The sequence below is a fragment of the Euzebya pacifica genome, from assembly GCF_003344865.1.
GTDB classification, from domain to species: domain Bacteria; phylum Actinomycetota; class Nitriliruptoria; order Euzebyales; family Euzebyaceae; genus Euzebya; species Euzebya pacifica.
This window is the reverse complement of the sequence record NZ_CP031165.1, coordinates 1,801,597-1,821,881: the sequence shown is the minus strand read 5'-3', so window position 1 is coordinate 1,821,881 and position 20,285 is coordinate 1,801,597. Positions and strand designations below refer to the sequence as shown.

The 20,285-nt window shown below is 70.7% G+C and carries 14 protein-coding genes; 4 read left to right on the top strand and 10 right to left on the bottom strand.

Features of this window, described 5'->3' with window-relative positions; genetic code table 11:
- Positions 1–46: 46 nt before the first annotated feature.
- Genes DVS28_RS07570 through DVS28_RS07560 form a run of 3 tightly spaced genes read right to left on the bottom strand, consistent with a single transcriptional unit; the run spans position 47 to position 5,233 of the window.
- Positions 47–2,536, bottom strand: a complete 2,490-nt coding sequence (locus DVS28_RS07570; protein ID WP_114590925.1) for an Rne/Rng family ribonuclease — start codon at positions 2,534–2,536, stop codon at positions 47–49.
- The gene (locus DVS28_RS07565; protein ID WP_164710120.1) at positions 2,533–3,300 is read right to left on the bottom strand and encodes a TIGR03936 family radical SAM-associated protein; all 768 of its coding nucleotides are present in this window, start codon (positions 3,298–3,300) and stop codon (positions 2,533–2,535) included. Before DVS28_RS07565 ends, DVS28_RS07570 begins: the two co-directional genes overlap by 4 nt.
- Positions 3,284–5,233 carry a TIGR03960 family B12-binding radical SAM protein gene (locus DVS28_RS07560; protein WP_114590923.1) on the bottom strand — a complete coding sequence of 650 codons (1,950 nt, stop codon included), beginning with the start codon at positions 5,231–5,233 and terminating at the stop codon, positions 3,284–3,286. The genes DVS28_RS07565 and DVS28_RS07560 overlap by 17 nt, the downstream gene beginning before the upstream one ends.
- Positions 5,234–5,497: 264 nt before the next feature.
- Between DVS28_RS07560 and DVS28_RS29160 the strand changes: the two genes are divergently transcribed.
- Entirely contained in the window at positions 5,498–6,094 is a 597-nt protein-coding gene (locus tag DVS28_RS29160; protein WP_216826462.1) for a DUF4870 domain-containing protein, read from the top strand.
- A gap of 87 nt (positions 6,095–6,181) precedes the next feature.
- Here the strand turns inward: DVS28_RS29160 and DVS28_RS07550 are convergent, their stop codons facing one another.
- From DVS28_RS07550 to DVS28_RS07525, 6 genes are all read right to left on the bottom strand, one after another.
- A complete protein-coding gene (locus DVS28_RS07550) occupies positions 6,182–7,579 on the bottom strand; it encodes a WS/DGAT/MGAT family O-acyltransferase (RefSeq protein WP_114590921.1) in 1,398 nt (465 codons plus the stop codon).
- A gap of 133 nt (positions 7,580–7,712) precedes the next feature.
- Positions 7,713–8,825: a hypothetical protein gene (locus DVS28_RS07545; RefSeq protein ID WP_164710118.1), complete on the bottom strand. Its 1,113-nt coding sequence runs from the start codon at positions 8,823–8,825 to the stop codon at positions 7,713–7,715.
- Between the two features lie 42 nt (positions 8,826–8,867).
- Positions 8,868–9,479, bottom strand: coding sequence for an NUDIX hydrolase (locus DVS28_RS07540; RefSeq protein ID WP_114590919.1), 612 nt, complete (start codon positions 9,477–9,479; stop codon positions 8,868–8,870).
- A gap of 111 nt (positions 9,480–9,590) precedes the next feature.
- Entirely contained in the window at positions 9,591–11,762 is a 2,172-nt protein-coding gene (locus tag DVS28_RS07535) for a 3-hydroxyacyl-CoA dehydrogenase NAD-binding domain-containing protein (protein ID WP_114590918.1), read from the bottom strand.
- A gap of 34 nt (positions 11,763–11,796) precedes the next feature.
- Entirely contained in the window at positions 11,797–13,008 is a 1,212-nt protein-coding gene (locus DVS28_RS07530) for an acetyl-CoA C-acetyltransferase (RefSeq protein WP_114590917.1), read from the bottom strand.
- A gap of 90 nt (positions 13,009–13,098) precedes the next feature.
- The gene (locus DVS28_RS07525; protein WP_114590916.1) at positions 13,099–14,583 is read right to left on the bottom strand and encodes an aldehyde dehydrogenase family protein; all 1,485 of its coding nucleotides are present in this window, start codon (positions 14,581–14,583) and stop codon (positions 13,099–13,101) included.
- An 86-nt stretch (positions 14,584–14,669) separates the two neighbouring features.
- Here DVS28_RS07525 and DVS28_RS07520 point away from each other — a divergent pair, with 86 nt between their 5' ends.
- From DVS28_RS07520 to DVS28_RS07510, 3 genes are read left to right on the top strand one after another with little or no spacing between them, the layout of a single operon-like run.
- Entirely contained in the window at positions 14,670–15,338 is a 669-nt protein-coding gene (locus DVS28_RS07520; protein WP_164710117.1) for a TetR/AcrR family transcriptional regulator, read from the top strand.
- 41 nt (positions 15,339–15,379) lie between these two features.
- Positions 15,380–16,894: a cytochrome P450 gene (locus tag DVS28_RS07515; protein WP_114590914.1), complete on the top strand. Its 1,515-nt coding sequence runs from the start codon at positions 15,380–15,382 to the stop codon at positions 16,892–16,894.
- A gap of 45 nt (positions 16,895–16,939) precedes the next feature.
- Positions 16,940–18,094, top strand: coding sequence for an acyl-CoA dehydrogenase family protein (locus DVS28_RS07510; RefSeq protein ID WP_425461047.1), 1,155 nt, complete (start codon positions 16,940–16,942; stop codon positions 18,092–18,094).
- Positions 18,095–18,112: 18 nt separating this feature from the next.
- On the opposite strand, the gene DVS28_RS07505 is transcribed toward DVS28_RS07510, so the two are convergent.
- Positions 18,113–20,284: a protein kinase domain-containing protein gene (locus tag DVS28_RS07505; RefSeq protein WP_164710116.1), complete on the bottom strand. Its 2,172-nt coding sequence runs from the start codon at positions 20,282–20,284 to the stop codon at positions 18,113–18,115.
- Between the last annotated feature and the right edge of the window lies 1 nt (position 20,285).

Here is a 20,285-nt window from a genome sequence, read left to right as displayed (position 1 = left end):
GCCTTCGCGCGGCCTCCAACCCAGTGGAGGACCTTCGCTCCGCAGGCTACGCGAGCAGGTCCTCCACGATGCGCCGCCCCGGGATGACGTCGTCGGTCTCCTCGGTGAAGGCTTCCATCAGGCCCTTGGAGACGTTCTTGCGGGTCATCTGGACCAGGCCGAGCTTGGAGATCTCCATCACGCGGGACTTGGTCTTGTCGCGGGCCAGCTCGCGCTTGAACCGCTTCAGGACCTCTTCACGGTTGGCCTGGACGATCATGTCGACGAAGTCGATGACGATGATGCCGCCCATGTCGCGCAGCCGGAGCTGGCGGGCGATCTCCTCGGCGGCCTCGATGTTGTTGCGGAGGACCGTCTCCTCGAGGTTGTCCTTGCCGACGAACTTGCCGGTGTTGACATCGATGACCCACATGGCCTCGGTCTTCTCGATGATCAGGTAGCCGCCGGACTTCAGCCAGACCTTCTTCTCCAGGGCCCGACGGATCTGCGTGGTCACCTCGTAGGCGTCGAAGAGGCGCTCCACGCCGCCGTCGGCCTGGGCCGGCGGGTCGTAGGTGACCACCTTGGCGACGTGCTCGGGGCTGACCTCCGACAGGTAGGAGCGGACCTCGTCGGCCAGCTCCGCATCGTCGATGATGAGCTGGGTGTGCTCGGGGCCGAACACGTCGCGGATGACGCGCAGGACCAGCTGCGGCTCGGAGTAGATGGACTCCAGCGGCTTGGCCTTCTCCGCCTTCTCCTCCACCTTCTTCCAGCGCTCCAGCAGGCGAGCCACGTCGGCCTCCAGCTGCTCGGCCGTCGCCGACTCGGCGGCGGTGCGCACGATCAGGCCGAAGCCCTCGGGCTTGAGGCCCTTGAGGATCTTGCGCAGGCGGTCGCGCTGGTCGTCGGGCAGCTTGCGGGAGATGCCCAGCATGTCGTCGCCGGGGGCCAGGACGCAGTAGCGGCCGGCCAGCGACAGGTGCTGGGTCAGGCGTGCACCCTTGGTGCCCATCGGGTCCTTGGTGACCTGCACCATGACGGGCTGTCCGGACTTGAGGGCCTGCTCGATGCGGGGAAGGCCACCGTCGCGGTCGGCCTCGTCGTAGTTGACCTCACCGGCGTACAGCACGCCGTTGCGGCCCTTGCCGATGTCGACGAACGCCGCCTCCATGCCGGGCAGGACGTTCTGGACACGGCCCTTGTAGATGTTGCCGACGTAGGAGGCCTCGGAGGCCTGGGTGACGTAGTGCTCGACCAGCGTGCGCTCCTCGAGCACCGCGATCTGGGTGCGCTCCTTGCCGACCGTGACCAGCATCCGCTTGGGCGGGCTCTCGGCCATCACCCGGCGGGTCTCGGGGCTGACCGACGGCACCCGGCGGCGACCGCCGCTGGTGCGCTGCGAGCGGGCGCTCAGGCGCGTCGGGGCACCCTGGTCGTCCTTGCTGCCACCGTCGCCCTTGTTGGCGGAACCGCCCCCGCCGCCACCGGACCGGCCACGACGGCCACGTCCCCGACGACCACGACGGCGCCGACGGCCCGACCGGCCCTTGTCGTCGTCGCCGTCGTCGTCCTTGGCGCCCCCGGAGTCCTTGCCCTCGTTGGTGTCGGAGGGGTCCCGGGTCGAGTCGTCCTCGTCGGACTCGTCCTTGGCCTTCTGGCCGCTGGAGCCGCCCTTCCCGTTGTCGGACTTCTGCTGGCCACCCCTGCCCGAGCGATCACCCTGACGGCCCTTGCCGGACCGGTTGCGGTTGGAGCCGCCGCGGTCGGACTTCTTGTCGGAACGGTCGTCGCCCTCGGCGTCGTCGTCATCGCTCTGTGCTGACCCGGCCTGTGCCGAGTCGGCCTGTGCTGACTCGCCCTCGTCGTCCTCGCGGTCGGTGTCATCGCCGGCGGTGCGCTGCTGGGCGCGGGTACGGGTGCGGGTCCGGTTTCCCTTGCCGGAGCCGGACCGCTGCTCGTCGCCGTCCGCGGCCGCATCGCCACCGTCGTCCGTGGAGGTGTCCCTGGAGTCGCCGTCCCTGGAGTCGCCGTCCTTGGAGTCGCCGTCCCTGGAGGCGCCGTCCTTGGAGTCGCCGTCGGAGGAGTCGTCGTCGGTCTGGTTCTGGCCGTCCGCGCCGCCACGACCACGGCCGCGGCCACGGCGTCCCCGGCGGCGGCGCCGGCGCGGTTTGTCCTCGCCGGTCTCGCCCGATGCGTCGCCGCGGCTGCCGCCGCTGCCGTCGCTGTCGCCCTTGCCGCTGTCGCCGTTGTCGTCGCTGTCGCTGTTGTCGTCGCTGTTGCTGGACGCCGCGGAGGTGGATTCGGTGGCGTCGGAGGAATCGTCGGAGGACTCGTCGGCGTCGGATTCGTCGGCCGGAGCCTCGTCGGTGTCGGTCGAGGACGCCTCGGTGGTGTCCTCGGCCTCGTCCTCGGCGTCGTCGTCGGACTCCTCGTCGGTGTCCACCGCGAACGGGTCGACGGCGATGGGGCGGGCGGTGCGTCGACGCACACGGGTCCGTTCGGTCCGGTCCTCGCCTGCGTCGTCGGGAAGGTCCTGCTGCTCGGTCTCGCTCACGCGGGCTCCTCTGGTGCTGGTGACGGCACGGACGGCCCGGTGGCTGTCCCCGAGGGGGAGCCATCGGCGGGGACCAACGGTGTGGTGGTCCCTCGCAGGGCGTCGTCGATGCCGGATTGATCGTCGCTCACGAGCCCCTGTGCGGCGCGCGTGATCAAGGTCGGGCGGTGCTCGATGCCGAGCACGCTGTGGACGTCGTCGGCACGGACTGCGGGTCCGGATCCGGCGTCGTCGGGGATGAAACCTGGGTGGCGCACGATGGCGCGCACGGTGGCGCCGTCGGCCACGATGCCGACGAGCGGGGGGCGGAGGTCAGCGGTGACCATGCGGCCCTTGCGCTCGCGCTCGACCTCGAGGGGGCCCTCGGCGGGCATGGCTGCCACGGCCTCGGCAACACCGGCGGCCGTCGTGTACTCCAGCACCCACATGGAGGCCTGCAGGCGCTTGCCCAGCCGCGGTGCCCCGTCCTCGACCTCAGCGGCATCGAGCACGTCGATGCCGTCGGGGAACGCGGCGTTGATCCGCGTGGTCATGTCGGCGAGGTCGATCGGCCCGGCGAACGTCAGCTCGGCGAACTCGGCGGTCGAACCGAAGCCCAGCGGAAGGGCGTCGCCGAAGCTGACCTTCGGGTGGGGGCTGAACCCCTCCGAGTACGCGATCGGCAGATCGGCCTTCCGCAGGGCTCGTTCCCAGACCCTGCCGAGGTCGATCGCGCTGATGTACCGGAGCTTCCCGGCCTTGGAGAACCTAACCCGGGCGCGCACTGAGGATGGGGAGGCGCCTGCTGTGCTGCTGCGACGGCTGGGCATGTGCGGTCTGGTTCGCGAGATCCAGGGAGGGGCACACGCCGCAGTCGTAGCAGGGAGTCCAGCGGCAGTCGTCGATTTCGGATGGGCCCGAGGAGCCCTGGGGATCGACGGCGTCGCGATAGTCCTGCCACAACCAGTCCTTCTCGAGGCCCGAGTCGAGCTGGTCCCACGGGAACACCTCGTTGGATGCACGTTCGCGCTGGCAGTACCAGCCGACGTCCACGCCGACCTCGTCGGCGGCCTGCATCCAGGTGTTGTAGTCGAACAGCTCGTCCCAGCCATCGAACCGGGCGCCGAGCTTCCAGGCTCGCTCGACCACGTCGGCGACCCTGCGGTCACCACGGGCGAGCAGCCCCTCGATCTGTCCCGGGTAGGGATCGTGGTAGCGGAGGTTGAGGTTGCGGTCGCGGGCAACCCGGGTCTTGATCAGACCCAGCTTGCGGTCGGTTTCCTCCGGGGAGTCCTGTGCGGCCCACTGGAACGGTGTGTGGGGCTTGGGCACGAACCCACCGACGGAGACGGTGACCTTGTTCTTGCGACCGTAGGACTTGCCGAGCTCCAGGACCTTCAGGCCCAGGTCGGCGATTGCGATGACGTCGTCGTCGGTCTCCGTGGGGAGGCCGATCATGAAGTAGAGCTTGATGTGGCGCCAGCCGTTGCCGAACGCCGTCTCCGCGGTGCGGAGCATGTCGTCCTCGCTGACCATCTTGTTGATGACCTTGCGCATGCGTTCGCTGCCCGCTTCGGGGGCGAACGTCAGGCCGGTCCGGCGACCGTTGCGAACCAGCTCGTCGGCCAGCTCGACGTTGAAGGCGTCGACACGAGTGGACGGCAGCGCCAGCGAGGTGGCGGTGCCCTCGTAGGTGTCGGCGAGGTCCCCGCACATCCCGCGGATCTCCGCGTGGTCGGCAGAGGACAGCGACAGCAGGCCGACCTCCTCGAACCCGGAGTTCTTCAGGCCCTCGGCGACCATCTTCTGGACGGTGGCCGACGACCGCTCGCGCACGGGGCGCGTGATCATGCCGGCCTGGCAGAAGCGGCAGCCACGGGTGCAGCCGCGGAAGATCTCCACGGCGTAGCGCTCGTGGACCGTCTCGGTCAGCGGCACGATCTGCTTCTTGGGGTACGGCCACTCGTCGAGGTCGGTGACCGTGCGCTTGGGCACGCGGTTGGCGGTGCCCTTCTCGACCGGGAAGATGCCGCGCAGGCGGCCGTGCGGCTCGCCGTCGCGGGGCTCGAGGTAGTCGGGCCGGTAGCGGTCGGGCAGGTAGGCGCCGGAGATGTCGGCGATGTGGTCCAGCCGCTCGGCGCGGTTGCTTACCTGCTTGAGGACGTTGTCGACCTCCAGCACGAACTCCTCGCCGTCACCCGCGCAGGCCACGTCGACGAAGGGCGCCAGCGGTTCGGGGTTGAACGAGGCGTGCCCGCCGATCATCACGATCGGATCGTCGGGCCCACGGTCGGCCGCCCGCAGGGGGATGCCGGCCAGGTCCAGGCAGTTGAGGAGGTTGGTGTAGCCGACCTCCGCGGACAGCGAGAAGGCCACCACGTCGAAGGATCCGGCCGGGAGGTGGTTCTCGAGGGAGAAGAAGGGAATGCCTTCCTCCCGCATGATCTCGTCCATGTCGGGCCACGGCGCGAACCCGCGCTCGGCCCGGGTCCCGTCGACCTCGTTGAGGACTTCGTAGAGGATCTGCACGCCCTGGTTGGGCTGCCCGACCTCGTAGGTGTCGGGGTAGCAGACGAGCCACGACGTGTCGCCGTCCCGTGGCTGCTTGACCACGATGTTGTCCTCGCCGCCGACGTAGCGGGCGGGCTTTCGGACACGCAGGAGGTGCGGCTCCAGGTCGGGCCACACCGAGCGTTGGGACTGTTGGGTCAGGGACATCTGTTCGACGAGGAATGGGGGTGGCGCTCGACCGGCGGATCGCCGGGGCGCTCGTGGGAACGTCTGCTGGGCAGTGTACTCGCCACCCGATGGGTATCCACGGTGCACCGAGGTGACCGTTGCACGTCCCGATGAACGCCCGTCGGGAGATCGAACAGCCTCGTGAAACCTGTTGGGTGCCACCCGGGAGTGGTCTAGGTTGCAGTCACCGACGCCCCCAGAACGGCACTTTCCAGCGTTCTGCATCCGAAAGGCAATCCTGCGATGAGCGACCCGAACCAACCGCCGCCTCCAGGCAACCAGCCAGGTCAGCAGTGGGGACAGCAGCCGCCGCCTCCGCAGCAGCAGCAACCGGGCTGGGGACAGGCACCGCCTCCACAGCAACCGGCACCCCCGCAGCCTCCGGCCGGCCAGCAGCCGGGGTGGGGTGCCCAGCCGCCACCCCCGGCCCAGCAGCCCGGGTGGGGTGCACAGCCGGGCCAGGGACCCGGCCAGCAGCCGGGATGGGGAGCGCAGCCGTCCGGCAGCGGTGGTGGCGGTCTCGAACCGAACGTGGCCTCGCTGCTCGCCTACCTGTTCGGGTGGATCGGTGGCCTGATCGTCTACCTCACCCAGAAGAACCCCGAAGCACGCTTCCACGGCGCCCAGTCGGTCCTGCTGTCCATCGCCGTGTTCGCGGTCTACGTGGTCCTCTTCGTGCTGACCTTCGTGAGCAACCTCTTCGGCATCTTCCTGCTGCTGCTCTGGCTGGCCGCGTTCGGCGTGTTCATCTTCATGTGCGTCCAGGGCTACCAGATAAAGCACACCAAGCTGCCCATCATCGGTGACATCGCCGAGCAGTGGGCCTCCAAGCCCACCTAGGACTCACCCCTTCGTGTGACCACGGCGCCCCGGCCACGGGGCGCCGTGTTCGCGTTCGGGCGGCGGTGTGTTCAGGCGATGGTGTGTTCAGGCCGCGGTGAGCTTCTCCAGCTCCTGCAGGCCCGAGTCCAGGTGGTCGAGCATGCGCTGCATCTGCGGCAGGGTCTTGCGGCAGGCGGTCAGGCCGAACTGCATCTCGGTGTCGTAGGACGTCAGCGTGATGTTGAGCGCTTGTCCCTGCTGCAGCAGCGACGCCGGGTACATGCCCTGGAGGCGGGCCCCGTCGAAGTAGCGCGGCTCCCGCGGGCCGGGCACGTTGGAGATGACGACGTTGGCCAGCGGACGCCCGCGGCCGGCGATGCCGAGCAGCGGGCCGATGACATAGGGGCTGGTGATCGCCACGGCATAGCCGACCCGTTCGGACCGGCTCATCGACGCCAGTCGGTCCTTGCCACGCTGCATCGAGGTGCGGATGCGCTCGAGCCGGTCGATCGGGTCGTCGATGTCGGTCCCGAGGTCGACCACCAGGAACGACAGGGCGTTGCCCTGCGGGCCGTCGTCCTCGGTGCGAACCGAGACGGGGATCATCCCGGTCAGGGGCTTGTCGGGCAGGGCCATGTGGTCCAGCAGGTAGGTGCGCATCGCATGGCTCGACATCGCGAGCGCAACGTCGTTGATGGACACGCCCAGCGCCTTGGCAACGCCGCTCATCCGCTCGAAGGAGAAGCCGTCGGCGGCGAACCGTCGCGAGCCGGTGATCCGACCGTTGAGCAGGCTGCGGGGTGCGGAGAAGGGCATGACCTCACCCTCCACCCCCTGTCGGGTGGCCCTCGCCTGGTCCCGCAGCGTCCCGGCGATGGTGCCGAGCGACCGAACCGGATCCAGCAGGCCGGGCTTCTCCAGGGGGCTCGACCGCAGCGGCTCCGGCACTGGCGAGGGGGTGGTCGCCGCGGTCGAGGCGATCTCCCATGGGGCCGCCATGCCGCGCAGGTCGGGGTCGGCGCTGAACATCCGGCGCATGACCCGCATGGCGCCCACACCGTCGAACATGGAGTGGTGGAACTTGGCGTACATCGCGAAGCGGGGCGGTTCGCCCTCGTGCTCGGGCTGCAGTCCCTCGATCAGGTGCACCTCCCACAGCGGGCGATGGCGATCCAGCAGCGTGGAGTGCAGGCGGGAGACCAGCACGAGCAGCTCGCGGACCCGACCGGGCCGTGGCAGCGCCGAGAACCGCAGGTGGTAGTCCAGGTCGATGTCGGGGTCGGGTTCCCAGTCGAACAGGCCCGCCAGTCCGTACGGGCGACGCAACCGGTAGGAGAACGGCGGCGCGAAGTCCGTGGCGGTGCGCAGGCGCTGCCAGGTGTCGTGCAGCCACGTCGGTGATGCGTCGGGCGGGTAGTCGAAGACCATGAGGCCGCCGACGTGCTGCGGTGCCTCCCCGCTCTCGATCATCAACCACGCCCCGTCGGTGATCGGGAGCACCATCGTCTGTCCGCCCTTCTGCTCGACTGTCCCGGGCGTCGCTGGCTCGACGCGACCCCGGTTGGGCAAGTGAACACCATCTCGGCTCCACTCGTGACCGGACCGTCACCGAAGGGTCGCGTTCGGCTCCACGGGCTCAGCTCCACCATGACGGCAGGCCGGCGAACCATCGCAGCTGCTGCGCGAGGTGCTCGGCCTCCTGCTCGGTCAACAACCGTGCCCCGAGCGACCCCCCGGGGAGCGCCGCACTCCAGGGCTTGCCGTTGGCTGGCTGGATCCGCAGGACCCAGCTGCGGCTGCGGACCGTCGTCGTGCCGGTGTGGGTGGACGACGACAGCAGCTCGACGGCCACCTCGCGGGCACCGACCAGGGAGACCGACGACCCGCCACGATGGAGGACACCGTCACCAGCCGTGGTCAGGGTGAACCGGCTGGGCCTGACGTACCCGAACCACGCGACGCCGAACAACAGCAGGCCGAGCAACCCCGGCGCAACCGCGGCCGACAGCAGCACCGCGCCGAGGCCCTCCTCCCGCTGGCTGGCCCCGGCCACGACCATCAACGTGACGACGACCACCGCGGAGATCGCGACGAACCGGTTCCGGCGACGGGCGAGCACCTCGGCCTCGGGATGGCGCCAGGACCATGCACCGCCGGCCGGCTGTGCCCCGACGGCGGGCACCCCCACGCTGGGCTGTCCGGCGAAGGGCTGCCCGGCTACTTGCGGACTGGCCACCGGCGGACCGGCCACCGGCGGCCCGACGGCCGATCGGGCGGGCAGGCCGGCGAAGTGGCGCAGCGCGTCGACCAGCTGGCCGGTGTGGACCTGCGTCAACGACGGCCCGTTGAACAGGTACCCGATGCCGCCGGGAAGGGCGACGGTGACCTCGCCCCCACGATGCTGCAGCCGCAGGGTCCGGTCGTTGGTGTCGCTGGTGGCCGACACGCCGACCATGACGTCGGTGAGCTCGGCGACCGGGTACCAGGCCGGTTCGCCGTCGTGGACCTCCAGCGACCCGTTGTCCCACACCCGGATGCGGAACCGGACCGCCCGGGCCAGCCGACGCTCCGCCAGCAGGACGAACCCCACCACGAGGAGGAGGATCACCACGCCGTACACGATGTCACCCGTGATCGCCGTGGCCAGGCCGACCGCGGTCCCGATCCCGCCCAGCACCCCGGGGATCCACCGCGCCTGCGGTCCCTCGGTCGCCACCGGATGCGCCCACTCATACCTCACCGTTGCCACCCCGGGGACGCTACACCCCTCCCCCACGCCGTTCCCGCCCGATCAGCGCCAGGCGAAGACGGGTTCCTCGACGGTGTCCACGCGGGTGGGGCGCCCGCGGAGGACGACCTCGGCGAACTGGTAGAGGTACGCGGCGGTCGGGGCGTGGATGCTGGAGTGCAGGAGGGGCAGCTGCAGGACCGGCCGGTCGGACTCGGGGATGTCCAGCCATCGGGGTGAGTCCTCCCGCAGCAGCTCCCCCAGCGGGACGACGGTGAAGCCGACGATCTCCGTCGGGCTGGTCACCCGCGGGACCCGGCCGACGCACCACACCACGAACGGGGAGATGTGGAAGCCCGAGCGGGTGACGTAGTCGTCCAGCCGGCCGAGCACCTCGCCCTGCAACCCCACCTCCTCCTCCAGCTCGCGCAGCGCGGCCGCCTCGGGGGACTCCCCGTGGTCCACCGCGCCGCCGGGCAGGCCCAGCTGGCCCCGATGGCTGCCCACCCGTCCCCGGCGGCAGATGACCGTGCCTGCCGAACCGTCCTCGGCCGCGACCAGCGCGAGGGCCACGGCTGCCTGCCGATGCGCCTCGACCGGCGAGGCGATCACGTCGAAGGCAGCCAACCGTCGGACCACGTGGTCCCGCAGGTCGGCGTTGGCGGTCAGGTCCATCCGCCGCACCCTATCGGCCGGGACGGGATCGCAGCCACACGGCAACGCACGACGCCCCCGCCGTGCAGGCGGGGGCGTCGAGTGGCTGGGATGTCGCGGAGGTGGGACGCCCTAGAAGGGGGCCGGCGAGAGCGGCTCGCCGGACTCGGCCTTCGCGACCAGGCTGGCGGGCGGGGTGAACCGCTCGCCGTAGGTGTCGGCCAGCTCCTTGCAGCGGCCCACGAAGCCGGTCACGCCGCCCTCGTAGCCGTCGATGTACTGGATGACGCCGCCGGTCCACGCCGGGAAGCCGATGCCGAAGATCGAGCCGATGTTGGCCTCGGGCACGCTGCGCAGCACACCCTCGTCGAAGCACTTGACCGTCTCGATCGCCTCGCGGAACAACATCCGCTCCTGGATCTCGGTGACGTCCAGCTGCTCCTCGGCGGGCGGGAACATCTCGGTGAGGCCGGGCCACACCTGCGTGCGCTTGCCGTCCTCGCCGTACTCGAAGAAGCCGGCCCCGGCCGAACGGCCCTCGCGGCCCGCGGCGACCATCCTGCGCAGGACCTCGACGTCGGGGGTGGAGACGACCTCCTCCCCGGCGGCGCGAGCCGCGTTCTCGTACTCGTCGATGATCTTCAGCGGCAGGGTGAGGGTCAGCTCGTCGACCATCTGCAGCGGCCCGACGGGGTAGCCGGCCATCGTCGCCGCCCGGTCGATGCGGGTCAGGTTGACCCCCTCGTCCAGCATCATCATGGCCTCACCGGTGAAGGTGCCGATGACGCGGGAAGTGAAGAACCCGCGCGAGTCGTTGACCACGATCGGGGTCTTGCGGATCTGCTGGACCAGGTCGATGGCCTTGGCGATCGTCGCGTCGTTGGTCTTCTCACCGGCGATGATCTCCACCAGCGGCATCTTGTCGACGGGCGAGAAGAAGTGCAGGCCGATGAAGTCCTCCGGCCGGGTCACGCCCTCGGCGAGGATCGTGATCGGGATCGTGGAGGTGTTGGACCCCAGCACCGCGTCGGGCAGCACCTTGGGCTCGGCGTCGCCGAACACCGCGTGCTTCAGCTCGGTCTTCTCGAACACGGCCTCGATGATGAGGTCGCAGCCCTCGAGGTCGTCGTAGCTGTCGGTCGGGGTGATCCGGTCCAGCAGCGCCTGGGCCTTCTCCTCGCTCATCTTGCCGCGGGACTTGGCCTTCTCCACCAGCTTGACGGAGTAGTTCTTGCCCCGCTCGGCGTTCTCGACGCTGATGTCCTTGAGGACGACGTCGATGCCGACCGATGCGCACTGGTAGGCGATACCCGCACCCATCATCCCGGCGCCGAGGACGGCGACCTTCGTCGCCTTCCACGCCGGCACGCCCTCGGGACGAAGGGACCCGGAGTTGATGGCCTGCAGGTCGAAGAAGAACGCCTTGGTCATGTTGCGGCTGACCTGGCCGACGACGAGGTCGACGAAGTAGCGGTGCTCGATCTCCCATGCGCGGTCGATCGGGACCGACAGGGACTCCACGGCCGCCGAAAGGATGTTGAGCGGGGCCGGCATCGGGGCGCCCTTGAGCTGCTTGCGCAGGTTGGAGGGGATGCCCGGCAGCATCTGGGCCAGCTTCGGGTTGGTGGGCACGCCGCCGGGGACCTTGTACTTGGGGTCGTCGAACGGCTGGCTGGACTCGGGGTTGGCCGCGATGAACGCCTTGGCGGCAGGGATCAAGTCGTCGGTGGAGTCCACCAGCTCGCTGATCAGGCCCAGCTCGTGGGCCTTCTCCGCCCGGTACTCCTGGCCCTGGGCCAGGACGTTCATGATGGCGCTGACGACACCCAGCATGCGGGTGATGCGCACGACCCCGCCGCCGCCGGGCAGCAGGCCGAGCTTCACCTCGGGCTGGCCGAACTTGGCCCTGGAGCCCTTGACGGCGATGCGGTGGTGGCAGGCGAGCGCGAGCTCCAGGCCACCGCCGAGGGCGGTGCCGTTGAGCGCGGCGACGACCGGCTTGCCGAGGGTCTCCATGCGACGCATGGCGCGACCGAGGGCCGCCACCTCCTCGTACACCTGCTGGGCGTCGTCGGGCCCGGCGGCGTACATCAGGCGAAGGTCGCCGCCGGCGAAGAAGGTCTCCTTGCCGGAGGTGAGGATGACACCGGTGATGTCGTCGGACTCGTCCTCGAGGCGCTGCACCGTGGCCTGCAACGACGACTGGAAGTCGGCGTTCATGGTGTTCACGCGCTGGTTGGGGTCATCGATGGTCAGGGTGACGATCCCGTCGTCGCCCTTGTCCCAGTTGATGGTGTTGGTCATTGGGTTCGTTGCTCCTGGTGTGCCGGGGCCGCGGTCAGACGCGTTCGACGATCGTGGCGATGCCCATGCCGCCGCCGATGCACAGCGTGGCAAGGCCCGTGGACTTGTCCCGACGCTCGAGCTCGTCGACGAGGGTCCCGAGGATCATGGCGCCGGTGGCGCCCAGCGGGTGGCCCATGGCGATCGCGCCGCCGTTGACGTTGGTGCGGTCGTGGTCGATGCCGAGGTCACGCATGGTCTTCAGCGCCACGGCGGCGAAGGCCTCGTTGATCTCCATCAGGTCGATGTCGGCGGCGGTCATGCCGGCCTTCGACAGCGCCTTCTGCGACGCCGGCGTGGGGCCGGTCAGCATGATGGTCGGCTCGCTGCCGGTGACGGCGGCGGCGACGACGCGGGCGCGAGGGGTCATGCCGTTGCGCTCGCCGGCCTCCTTGCTGCCCATGAGGGTCAGCGCGGCACCGTCGACGATGCCCGAGCTGTTGCCGGCGTGGTGCACGTAGTTGATGCGCTCGACGTCGGGGTAGCGCTGCAGGGCGACCTGGTCGAACCCGCCCATGGCTGCCTGCGCCTCGAAGGACGCCTTCAGCTTGGCGAGCCCCTCCATCGTGGTGTCGGGACGGACGTGCTCGTCGCGGTCGAGGATGGTCAGGCCGTTGCGGTCCTTGACCGGCACGATCGACTTGTCGAAGTAGCCGTTGGCCTGCGCCTTGCCGGCGCGGACCTGGGACTCCAGCGCGAACGCGTCGACGTCCTCGCGGGAGAAGCCCTCGATGGTGGCGATCAGGTCGGCACCGATCCCCTGGGGGACGAAGTAGCCGTTGTAGTTGGTCTCGGGGTCCATGGCGTAGGGACCACCGTCGGATCCCATCGGGACCCGTGACATCGACTCGACACCACCGGCGAGGATCAGGTCCTCCCAGCCGGAGCGGACGCGGGCGGCCGCCTGGTTGACCGCTTCGAGGCCCGAGGCGCAGAAGCGGTTGAGCTGGACGCCGGCGACCTGCTGGGGCCAGCCCGCAGCGATGACGGCCGTGCGGGCCAGGTCCATGCCCTGGTCGCCGACCGGGGACACCACACCGGTGATGACGTCGTCGATCTGGGAGACGTCGAGCTCGGGGTTGCGCTCGACGACGGCGTCGAGCAGGCCGGTCAGCAGGCTGACGGGCTTGACGGTGTGCAAGGACCCGGAGGCCTTGCCGCGGCCGCGGGGGGTGCGGATCGCGTCGTAGATGTACACGTCACTCAAGGTGTCGTTCCTTCCATGTTTCTGGGACACGCTGCTTCTGGGACACGCGGTTTTCTGGGGACAGGTTCTCGGTCTCGGATGGTCGGGGCGTCAGCGGCCGTAGAGCAGGCCGACGGCCCGGTCGAGGGCCGCGGAGACCGTGCGGCCGTAGGGCAGCCAGGACAGCTCGCGACCCAGGGGGGAGCGGTTGGTGACGACCACGCGGCGCTGCTGGAACTTCCGGATGCCGTCCATGCCGCCGCGTGCGCCGGTGCCGGATGCGCCGACCCCACCCATGGGCAGGTGGCCGATGCCGACGTGCAGCTGGGCGTCGTTGACCGACACCGTGCCGGCGTTGATGCGTCGGGCGATCGCCCGACCACGGGCGAGGTCCCGTGTCCACACCGACGCGGTCAGTCCGAAGGCCGAGTCGTTGGCCAGCGCGACGGCCTGGTCGACGTCGTGCACGCGCATGACCGGGATGGTCGGACCGAAGGTCTCCTCGGTCATGCAGGCCATCGTGTGGTCGACGTCGACGAGGACGGTCGGGGCGGGATGGACGACATCGGCCGGCAGGCCCCCGGTGACGGCCCGGGCCCCCTTGTCCAGCGCGTCGCGGATGTGGGCGGTGACGACGTCGACCTGGCCGGGGGCGATCATCGGTGCGACGTCGGTGGTGCCCGGCCCGCTCCCGGCGACGGTGCGCAGGGTCGACACCCGGGCGGCGAGCCGCTCGACGAAGGCGTCGTGCACGGCGTCCTCGACGTAGATGCGTTCTGCCGACATGCAGACCTGGCCGCCGTTGAACAGCCCGTAGTGGGTCGCGGCAGCCGCGACACGGTCGAGGTCCGCGTCGGCCAGGACGATCCAGGGGTCCTTGCCTCCCAGCTCCAGGGAGCAGGGGATCGACCGGTCGATGCAGGCGTGGGCGATGACGCGCCCCGTCCTGACCGAACCGGTGAACTGCACCATGTCGACCTCGGCGACGAGCGCGGCGCCCGTGGCCCCGTCGCCGGTGACGCAGGACAGGACGTGGTCGGGGGCGTCGAGGGCACGGGCCTGCTCGGCGAAGACCTCGGCCACCCAGCGGGTCGACAGCGGTGTGACCTCGCTGGGCTTGAGCACGACGGTGTTGCCGGCGTGGAGCGCCGCAACGGCGTCACCGAACGTCAGCGCGACCGGGAAGTTCCACGGGCCGATGGCACCGACCACGCCATGGGGGTGGTAGGTGGCGGCGGCACGACGGCCGAGACCCCAGACCCCGCGGGTGGACAAGGACTCGTCGGCGCAGGCAGCTGCGGCGTTGGATTCCCAGTGGGCCATCATCGAGAGGGTCAGCAGCAGGTCGGCCTGCGCGTCCTCCCACGGCTTGCCGGACTCGGCGACCAGGACGTCGCGCAGCTCGGCCCGGCGGGACACGATCTCGCGGCGGACGCGGCGCAGGACCTCGTGGCGACCGTCGACGCCGAGCGCCGCCCAGGCGGGCTGTGCCCGGCGGGCCAGGTCGACGGCCTTGGTGACGTCGTCAGCGGTCATGGACGGGACACGACCCACGACCCGGCCGGTGGCCGGGTCGATGACGTCGAGGTCGCTCATCCGCGTGTCAGTCCCTTGCGAGTCAATGAGACATCATCCATATTCGTGTCTCACCGATGGAGAAGACTACATCCCGGAGGACCCCGATGGCCAGCCCAGAACTGACCGTGGTCACCGCGCTGGAGGACAGCGACGCGGAGCCCGGCCAGGACGACGAGGTAGCCGACGCGCTGCTGCTGGCCGCCCGTGAGCTCATGGAGGCGTTCGGCATCCGCCGACTGCGCATGGACGACGTCGCCAAGCAGGCGGGGTACGGGCGCGCGACCCTCTACCGGCGGTTCGCCACCCGTGACGAGCTGGTGTGGGCGGTCATCATCCGCGACGTGCGGGCGACGCTGGACGAGATCGAGGCGGCCATCGCCGACCTCGCCACGTTCCGCGACAAGCTGGTCGAGGCCTTCGCCGCCACCGTGGAGAAGGTCCGCACCCACCCGCTGCTCCAGCGGCTGGTGCAGATCGAGCCCGACCTGCTGCTGCCCCACCTGACGACCGGCGCCCCCGACGCCCTGTCGGTTGCCCGCAAGCCGATGCGCGGGCTCCTGGAGCAGGGTCGGGTGTCCGGGGAGCTCGGCCCCATCGACCTCGACATCGCCGCAGAGGTCATGATCCGGCTGGCCCACTCCCTGGTGCTGACCCCCGGCGGACCGATCGACGCCACGGACCCCGCCGGGTTGCGTCGCTTCGCCGCAACCCACGTCGTGGATCCCCTCCTGCACCTCAGCGCGCTCGCCGGCGGACCAGCCGCCCGGTCCTGAGGACTCACACGCCCCAACCCGCCGCAGCAAGGAGCGTTCCCGTGACCGAGCAGGCAAGCGGTTCGACCGCCACCGCCGTCCGCACCAGCCTGGAACGGTCGGCGCGGATCGCGCTGCACCGTGTCGCCAAGCGCCTGCCCGGGCCACCGCCAGCGCTCAGCCGATCACGGCCGCTGGCCACTCCCCCGCCGGGTTCGGGCCTGAAGGTGGTGATGGGCGACTACGGCTACCCCGTGATCGGCTGGGCCGCCAACTGGATGTACGCCAGCCCCCTGCCGTGGAGCGACGCGGTCCGCGACACCTACGGGCCGCTGGCCTGGTCGGGGATGTTCACCAAGCGGGTCATCAACGTCGGCACCGCCGACACGGTGCAGCAGGTGCTGATCAACCGTGAGGGCCACTGGTCCAGCGAACACGGGTGGTCGTGGATCATCGGGCCGTTCTTCCACCGCGGCATCATGCTGCTCGACGACCCCGACCACCATCGCGACCGCCGCATCATGCAGCAGGCGTTCACCCGCCGCCGGCTGGAGGCCTACCTCGCCCGGCTCGCCCCGGTCACCGCATCCCGCATCGACGCGTGGGGGTCCGGTCGACTGCACGCCTACCCGCGGCTGAAGCAGCTGACGCTGGACGTCGCCACCGACGTGTTCCTCGACGAACGCCCCGACGGCGGTTCCGGGCGGCCGTCGGGACCGACGATCAACCGGGTCAACCAGGCCTTCATCGACTGCGTCCGGGCCGGCACCGGGGTCATCCGCACCGACGTGCCGCTGACCCGCTGGCACCGCGGGCTGCAGGGCCGCGCGCTGCTCGAGGACTACTTCCGCGACAAGCTGCCGGCCCACCGGCGCTCCGACGGGGATGACCTCCTCACCGCCCTCTGCCATGCCGAGTCCGAGGACGGCGAGCGGTTCTCCGACGACGACGTCGTCAACCACATCATCTTCCTGATGATGGCCGCCCACGACACCTCCACCATCACCACCAGCTCGATCCTGTGGTTCCTCGCCAAGCATCCGGAGTGGCAGGAGCGGGTCCGCGAGGAGTCCCTCGCCATGGGCGCCGCACCCGACGGCGACGTCCTCGACATGCGAGCCATCGGCCAGCTGACCTCGCTGGACCTGGTGATGAAGGAGGCCCTACGCATGGTGCCGCCGGTCTTCGCGATGGGACGGATGGCGGTGCAGGACACCGAGCTCGACGGCTACTTCGTGCCCGCGGGAACGCCGGCCTCGGTCTCGTCGCTGCCCGTCCACTACGACCCGGAGCTGTGGACCGACCCCCACACCTTCGACCCCGAGCGGTTCGCCGAGGGCCGGCGGGAGGACAAGCGCCACCCCTACGGCTACTTCCCGTTCGGCGGCGGCGCCCACAAGTGCATCGGCATGCACTTCGGGCAGATGGAGGTCAAGACGATCGTCCACCAGCTCCTGCGGCGCCACCGCATCACCGCCCCCGCCGCGGACCTGACCTCGGTCGCCACCTCGTGGGACTGGACGTCGTTGCCCAAGCCGCTGGACGACCTGCCCATCGTGCTCGAACCCATCAGCTGACCCCCGACCCATCCGGCCACCCCGAGGACACATCCCATGACCGCCATCCAGCTCGTACCCGACGAGGAGGAGCAGCTGCTCCGCGAGACGGTCCGGCGCATCGCCGAACCGTTCGGCGTCGACTACATCCGCACGTGCAGCCGCGAAGGTCGCAACGCCACCGAGGCATGGGCCGCCCTGGCCGACCCCGGGTTCCTCGGCGTCAACATCCCCGAGTCCCACGGTGGTGGCGGCATGGGCATGACCGGCCTGGCTGCGGTCGTGGAGGAGATGGCGGCCGCCGGCTGCAACCTGCCGATGCTGGCGGTCTCACCGGCCATCGGCGGGACGATCCTCGCCCGGCACGGCACCGACGCGCAGCGGGACCGCTGGTTGCCCGGGCTGGCCGACGGGTCCACCGTGCTCGCCTTCGCCGTGACCGAGGCCGACGCCGGGTCTAACACCCACCGGATCGCCTCCCATGCCGCCCCCGCCGGTGACGGCTGGGTCGTCAACGGCACCAAGACGTTCATCTCCGGCGTGGAGGAGTGCGACGCCATCCTGTTCGTGGCCCGTGGACGGCTGCCCGACGGCACGCTCGGCCTGCCGCTGCTGTTCCTGATCGACCCCGACGCCGAGGGGCTCACCCGCACCGAGGTCAACACCGACGTCGGCTGGCCCGACAAGCAGTGGTCGCTGTACCTCGACGACGTGCACGTCGGCGCCGACCGCTTGGTCGGCGGCCCCGAGGGTGGGCTGGGCGCGTTGTTCGACGGCCTGAACCCCGAACGCATCGTGGCGGCCGCCGGATCACTGGGCCTGGCCCGTCTGGCGTTGGACAAGGCCGTGGCGTACGCCCGGGTGCGGGAGGTGTGGGGCGAACCGATCGGAGCCCACCAGGCCGTTGCCCACCCCCTGGCCGAGGTCGCCGTGCGCATCGAGGCGGCCAGCCTGCTGCTGGCGAAGGCCTGCGCGCTGACCGACGCAGGGGCCCGCGCGGCCGGCGAGGCCTGCAACATGGCCAAGCTCGCGTGCTGCGACGTCGCCGTCGAGGCGGTCGACCGGGCCATCCAGACCCACGGGGGCAACGGCGTCACCGAGGAGTACGGGCTGATGGACATGTGGAAGGCCGCCCGCGTGGCCACCGTCATCCCGGTCAGCCGCGAGATGATCATCAACTTCGTGGCCCAGCACACCCTGGGCCTGCCCAAGTCGTACTGAGCCCTGCCCGACCGGTCGTCAGCCCGTGCTGACGACCTCAGTGACCGCGGTCGGGGCGGAGTGGGTGGCTTCCAGCGCCCCGCCGGCGACCACGACCAGGTTGTTGGCGACGCTGGCACCCAGCCCGTGTCGGCCGACGAGCAGCGGCGGCAGCTCGCGCCACTCGCCGCTGGCGATGTCGTAGGCCTCGACGTCGTCGAACACCCCCAGCGGACGTTCCCCGCCGATGGCGACCAGCCAGCCCTCGGTGTACACCGCAGCCAGCCCACCGCGGGCGGTCGGCATGGGTGCGAGGGTCTCCCACGTGTCGGTGGCCGGGTCGTAGCGTTCGAGGTCGGGCAGGTTGGCGTCGGAGGACAGCACGCGGCCGCCGACGACGTACATGTACGTGCCGTCGGTGGCGCTGGCGAGGTGTTCACGTGGCACGGGCAGCGGTGCGACCTCGGTCCAGGCCGTCCCGTCGAACACCTCGGTGGTGAGGACGAGGTTGCCGTCCACGCCCTGGCCGCCGGTGACGACCAGCAGGCCGCCGACGGACTGCGCGGTTCCGGCCACGCGAGGCTGCAGCAACGGGGGCAGCTCGACCCACTCGTCGCCACGGAGGGCGAAGACCCGGTCCTGGGTGATGGCCGACAGCAGCGCTCCGTCGGGTGACCAGCCACCCAGGACCACGATCTCGCCGTCGTGCACGGCAGCCATGTGGTGGTGCAGCGGCACGGGCAGGTCGGGGGCGCTGCGCCAGCTGTTGGTGGCGGCCTCGTAGCCCTCGACGGTGGCGGTGACACCCTCCTCGGTCAGGCCGCCGGTGACCCAGGTGGTGCCGCGCAGCTCCACCGAGGGGATCTGCTGCCGGGCCAACGCCATCGGGCGGACCTCCTGCCACTCCCCCGCCACGATCCCGGAGGCCTCGTCGGGAGTCTCCTCGCCCGGCTTGGGGGTGGGCCCGGCGTCGTCGGTCCCGGGGGCCTCTGCAGGTGCGATCGGTTCGCTGGCCACGACGGCGTCGTCGCCGTTGGTCCCGACGGCCACGTCGTCGTCCCCGCCGCGCGTCAGCAGGAACCCGCCGGCACCGAGCACGACGAGGAGCAGCACGCCGAGCCCGACCAGCACCCCGCGACGGGCGGACGACGGGGACGTGGGGGGTGGGGTCCACCCACCGCTGGTGCCCTCGGGGGCGAGCCCCGCCGGCGCCGGGAACGGCGACGGTGGCGGGTTGGCACCCGGCCCGCTGACGGCCGGCGGGACCGGCGGAGCCGCCGAGGGCGGCGGTGCCGCCGGCGTCGGTTCGGGCCAGCGGTTCGCCGCCGATCCGACCTGCACGGCCGACGTGGGCATCTGGTCGCCCTGCGGCAGAACCAGGGCCGTGCGCCGCAGTCCGACCTCGGCCTGGGCCTGGGCGAGGGCCTCACCGAACGCCTCGGCGGATGGATACCGGGTCCTGGCATCCTTGGCCATGCCGGTCTCCAGCACCCGCGCCATCGCATCGGGCACACCGCGTGCCCGCAGGTCCGGGACCGGATCCCGCGCCACCCGCACCACCATGGCCAGCAACGACTGATCGCCCTCGGCGAAGAACGGCGGGGTACCCGCCACCAGGGTGAACAGGGTGGCGCTCAGGCCGTAGATGTCGGCGGGGACCTCGGGCCGCTTGCCGTCCAGGATCTCGGGGGCGGCGTAGGCGATCGACGCGGTGATGACGCCGGTCTTGGTCTGCTCGCCGTCGTCGATGCTGGCGATGCCGAAGTCGGCGAGCCGGGGCTCACCGAAATCGGAGAGCAGCACGTTGGCGGGCTTGAGATCGCGGTGCAGGATGCCGGCCCGGTGCGCGGTCTCCAGCGCCCCCGACAGCTTCACGCCCAGGTCCAGCACCTCCTCCCACGGCAGCGCGCCCTCGCGCGTCAGGCGGTCGGCCAGCGAACCCCCGCGCATGAACTCCATCGCCAGGTACGGCTTGCCGTCGGCGGTGAACCCGGAGGCGAACACCGGCGTGATGTGCGGGTGGTTGCTGACCTTGCCGAGCGCCTGGCGCTCGCGGTCGAAGCGCCGCAGCGTGCCCTCGTCGGCCAGGGTGAGGACCTTGATCGCGACGGTCCGTCCGAACGCGGGCTGTCGGGCGGTGTAGACGATGCCGTAGCCGCCCCGCCCGATCTCCCTCACGTCGGCGAACTCGTCGGTTCCGAGGTCGATCACC

What these genes read in the sequence shown, in the direction of transcription:
- DVS28_RS07560 (WP_114590923.1), bottom strand. Translation starts at nt 5,233, where the DNA reads ATGTCCCTGACCCAACAGTCCCAACGCTCGGTGTGGCCCGACCTGGAG.
- DVS28_RS29160 (WP_216826462.1), top strand. Translation starts at nt 5,498, where the DNA reads ATGAGCGACCCGAACCAACCGCCGCCTCCAGGCAACCAGCCAGGTCAG.
- DVS28_RS07550 (WP_114590921.1), bottom strand. Translation starts at nt 7,579, where the DNA reads ATGGTGCTCCCGATCACCGACGGGGCGTGGTTGATGATCGAGAGCGGG.
- DVS28_RS07540 (WP_114590919.1), bottom strand. Translation starts at nt 9,479, where the DNA reads ATGGACCTGACCGCCAACGCCGACCTGCGGGACCACGTGGTCCGACGG.
- DVS28_RS07535 (WP_114590918.1), bottom strand. Translation starts at nt 11,762, where the DNA reads ATGACCAACACCATCAACTGGGACAAGGGCGACGACGGGATCGTCACC.
- DVS28_RS07525 (WP_114590916.1), bottom strand. Translation starts at nt 14,583, where the DNA reads ATGAGCGACCTCGACGTCATCGACCCGGCCACCGGCCGGGTCGTGGGT.
- DVS28_RS07520 (WP_164710117.1), top strand. Translation starts at nt 14,670, where the DNA reads ATGGCCAGCCCAGAACTGACCGTGGTCACCGCGCTGGAGGACAGCGAC.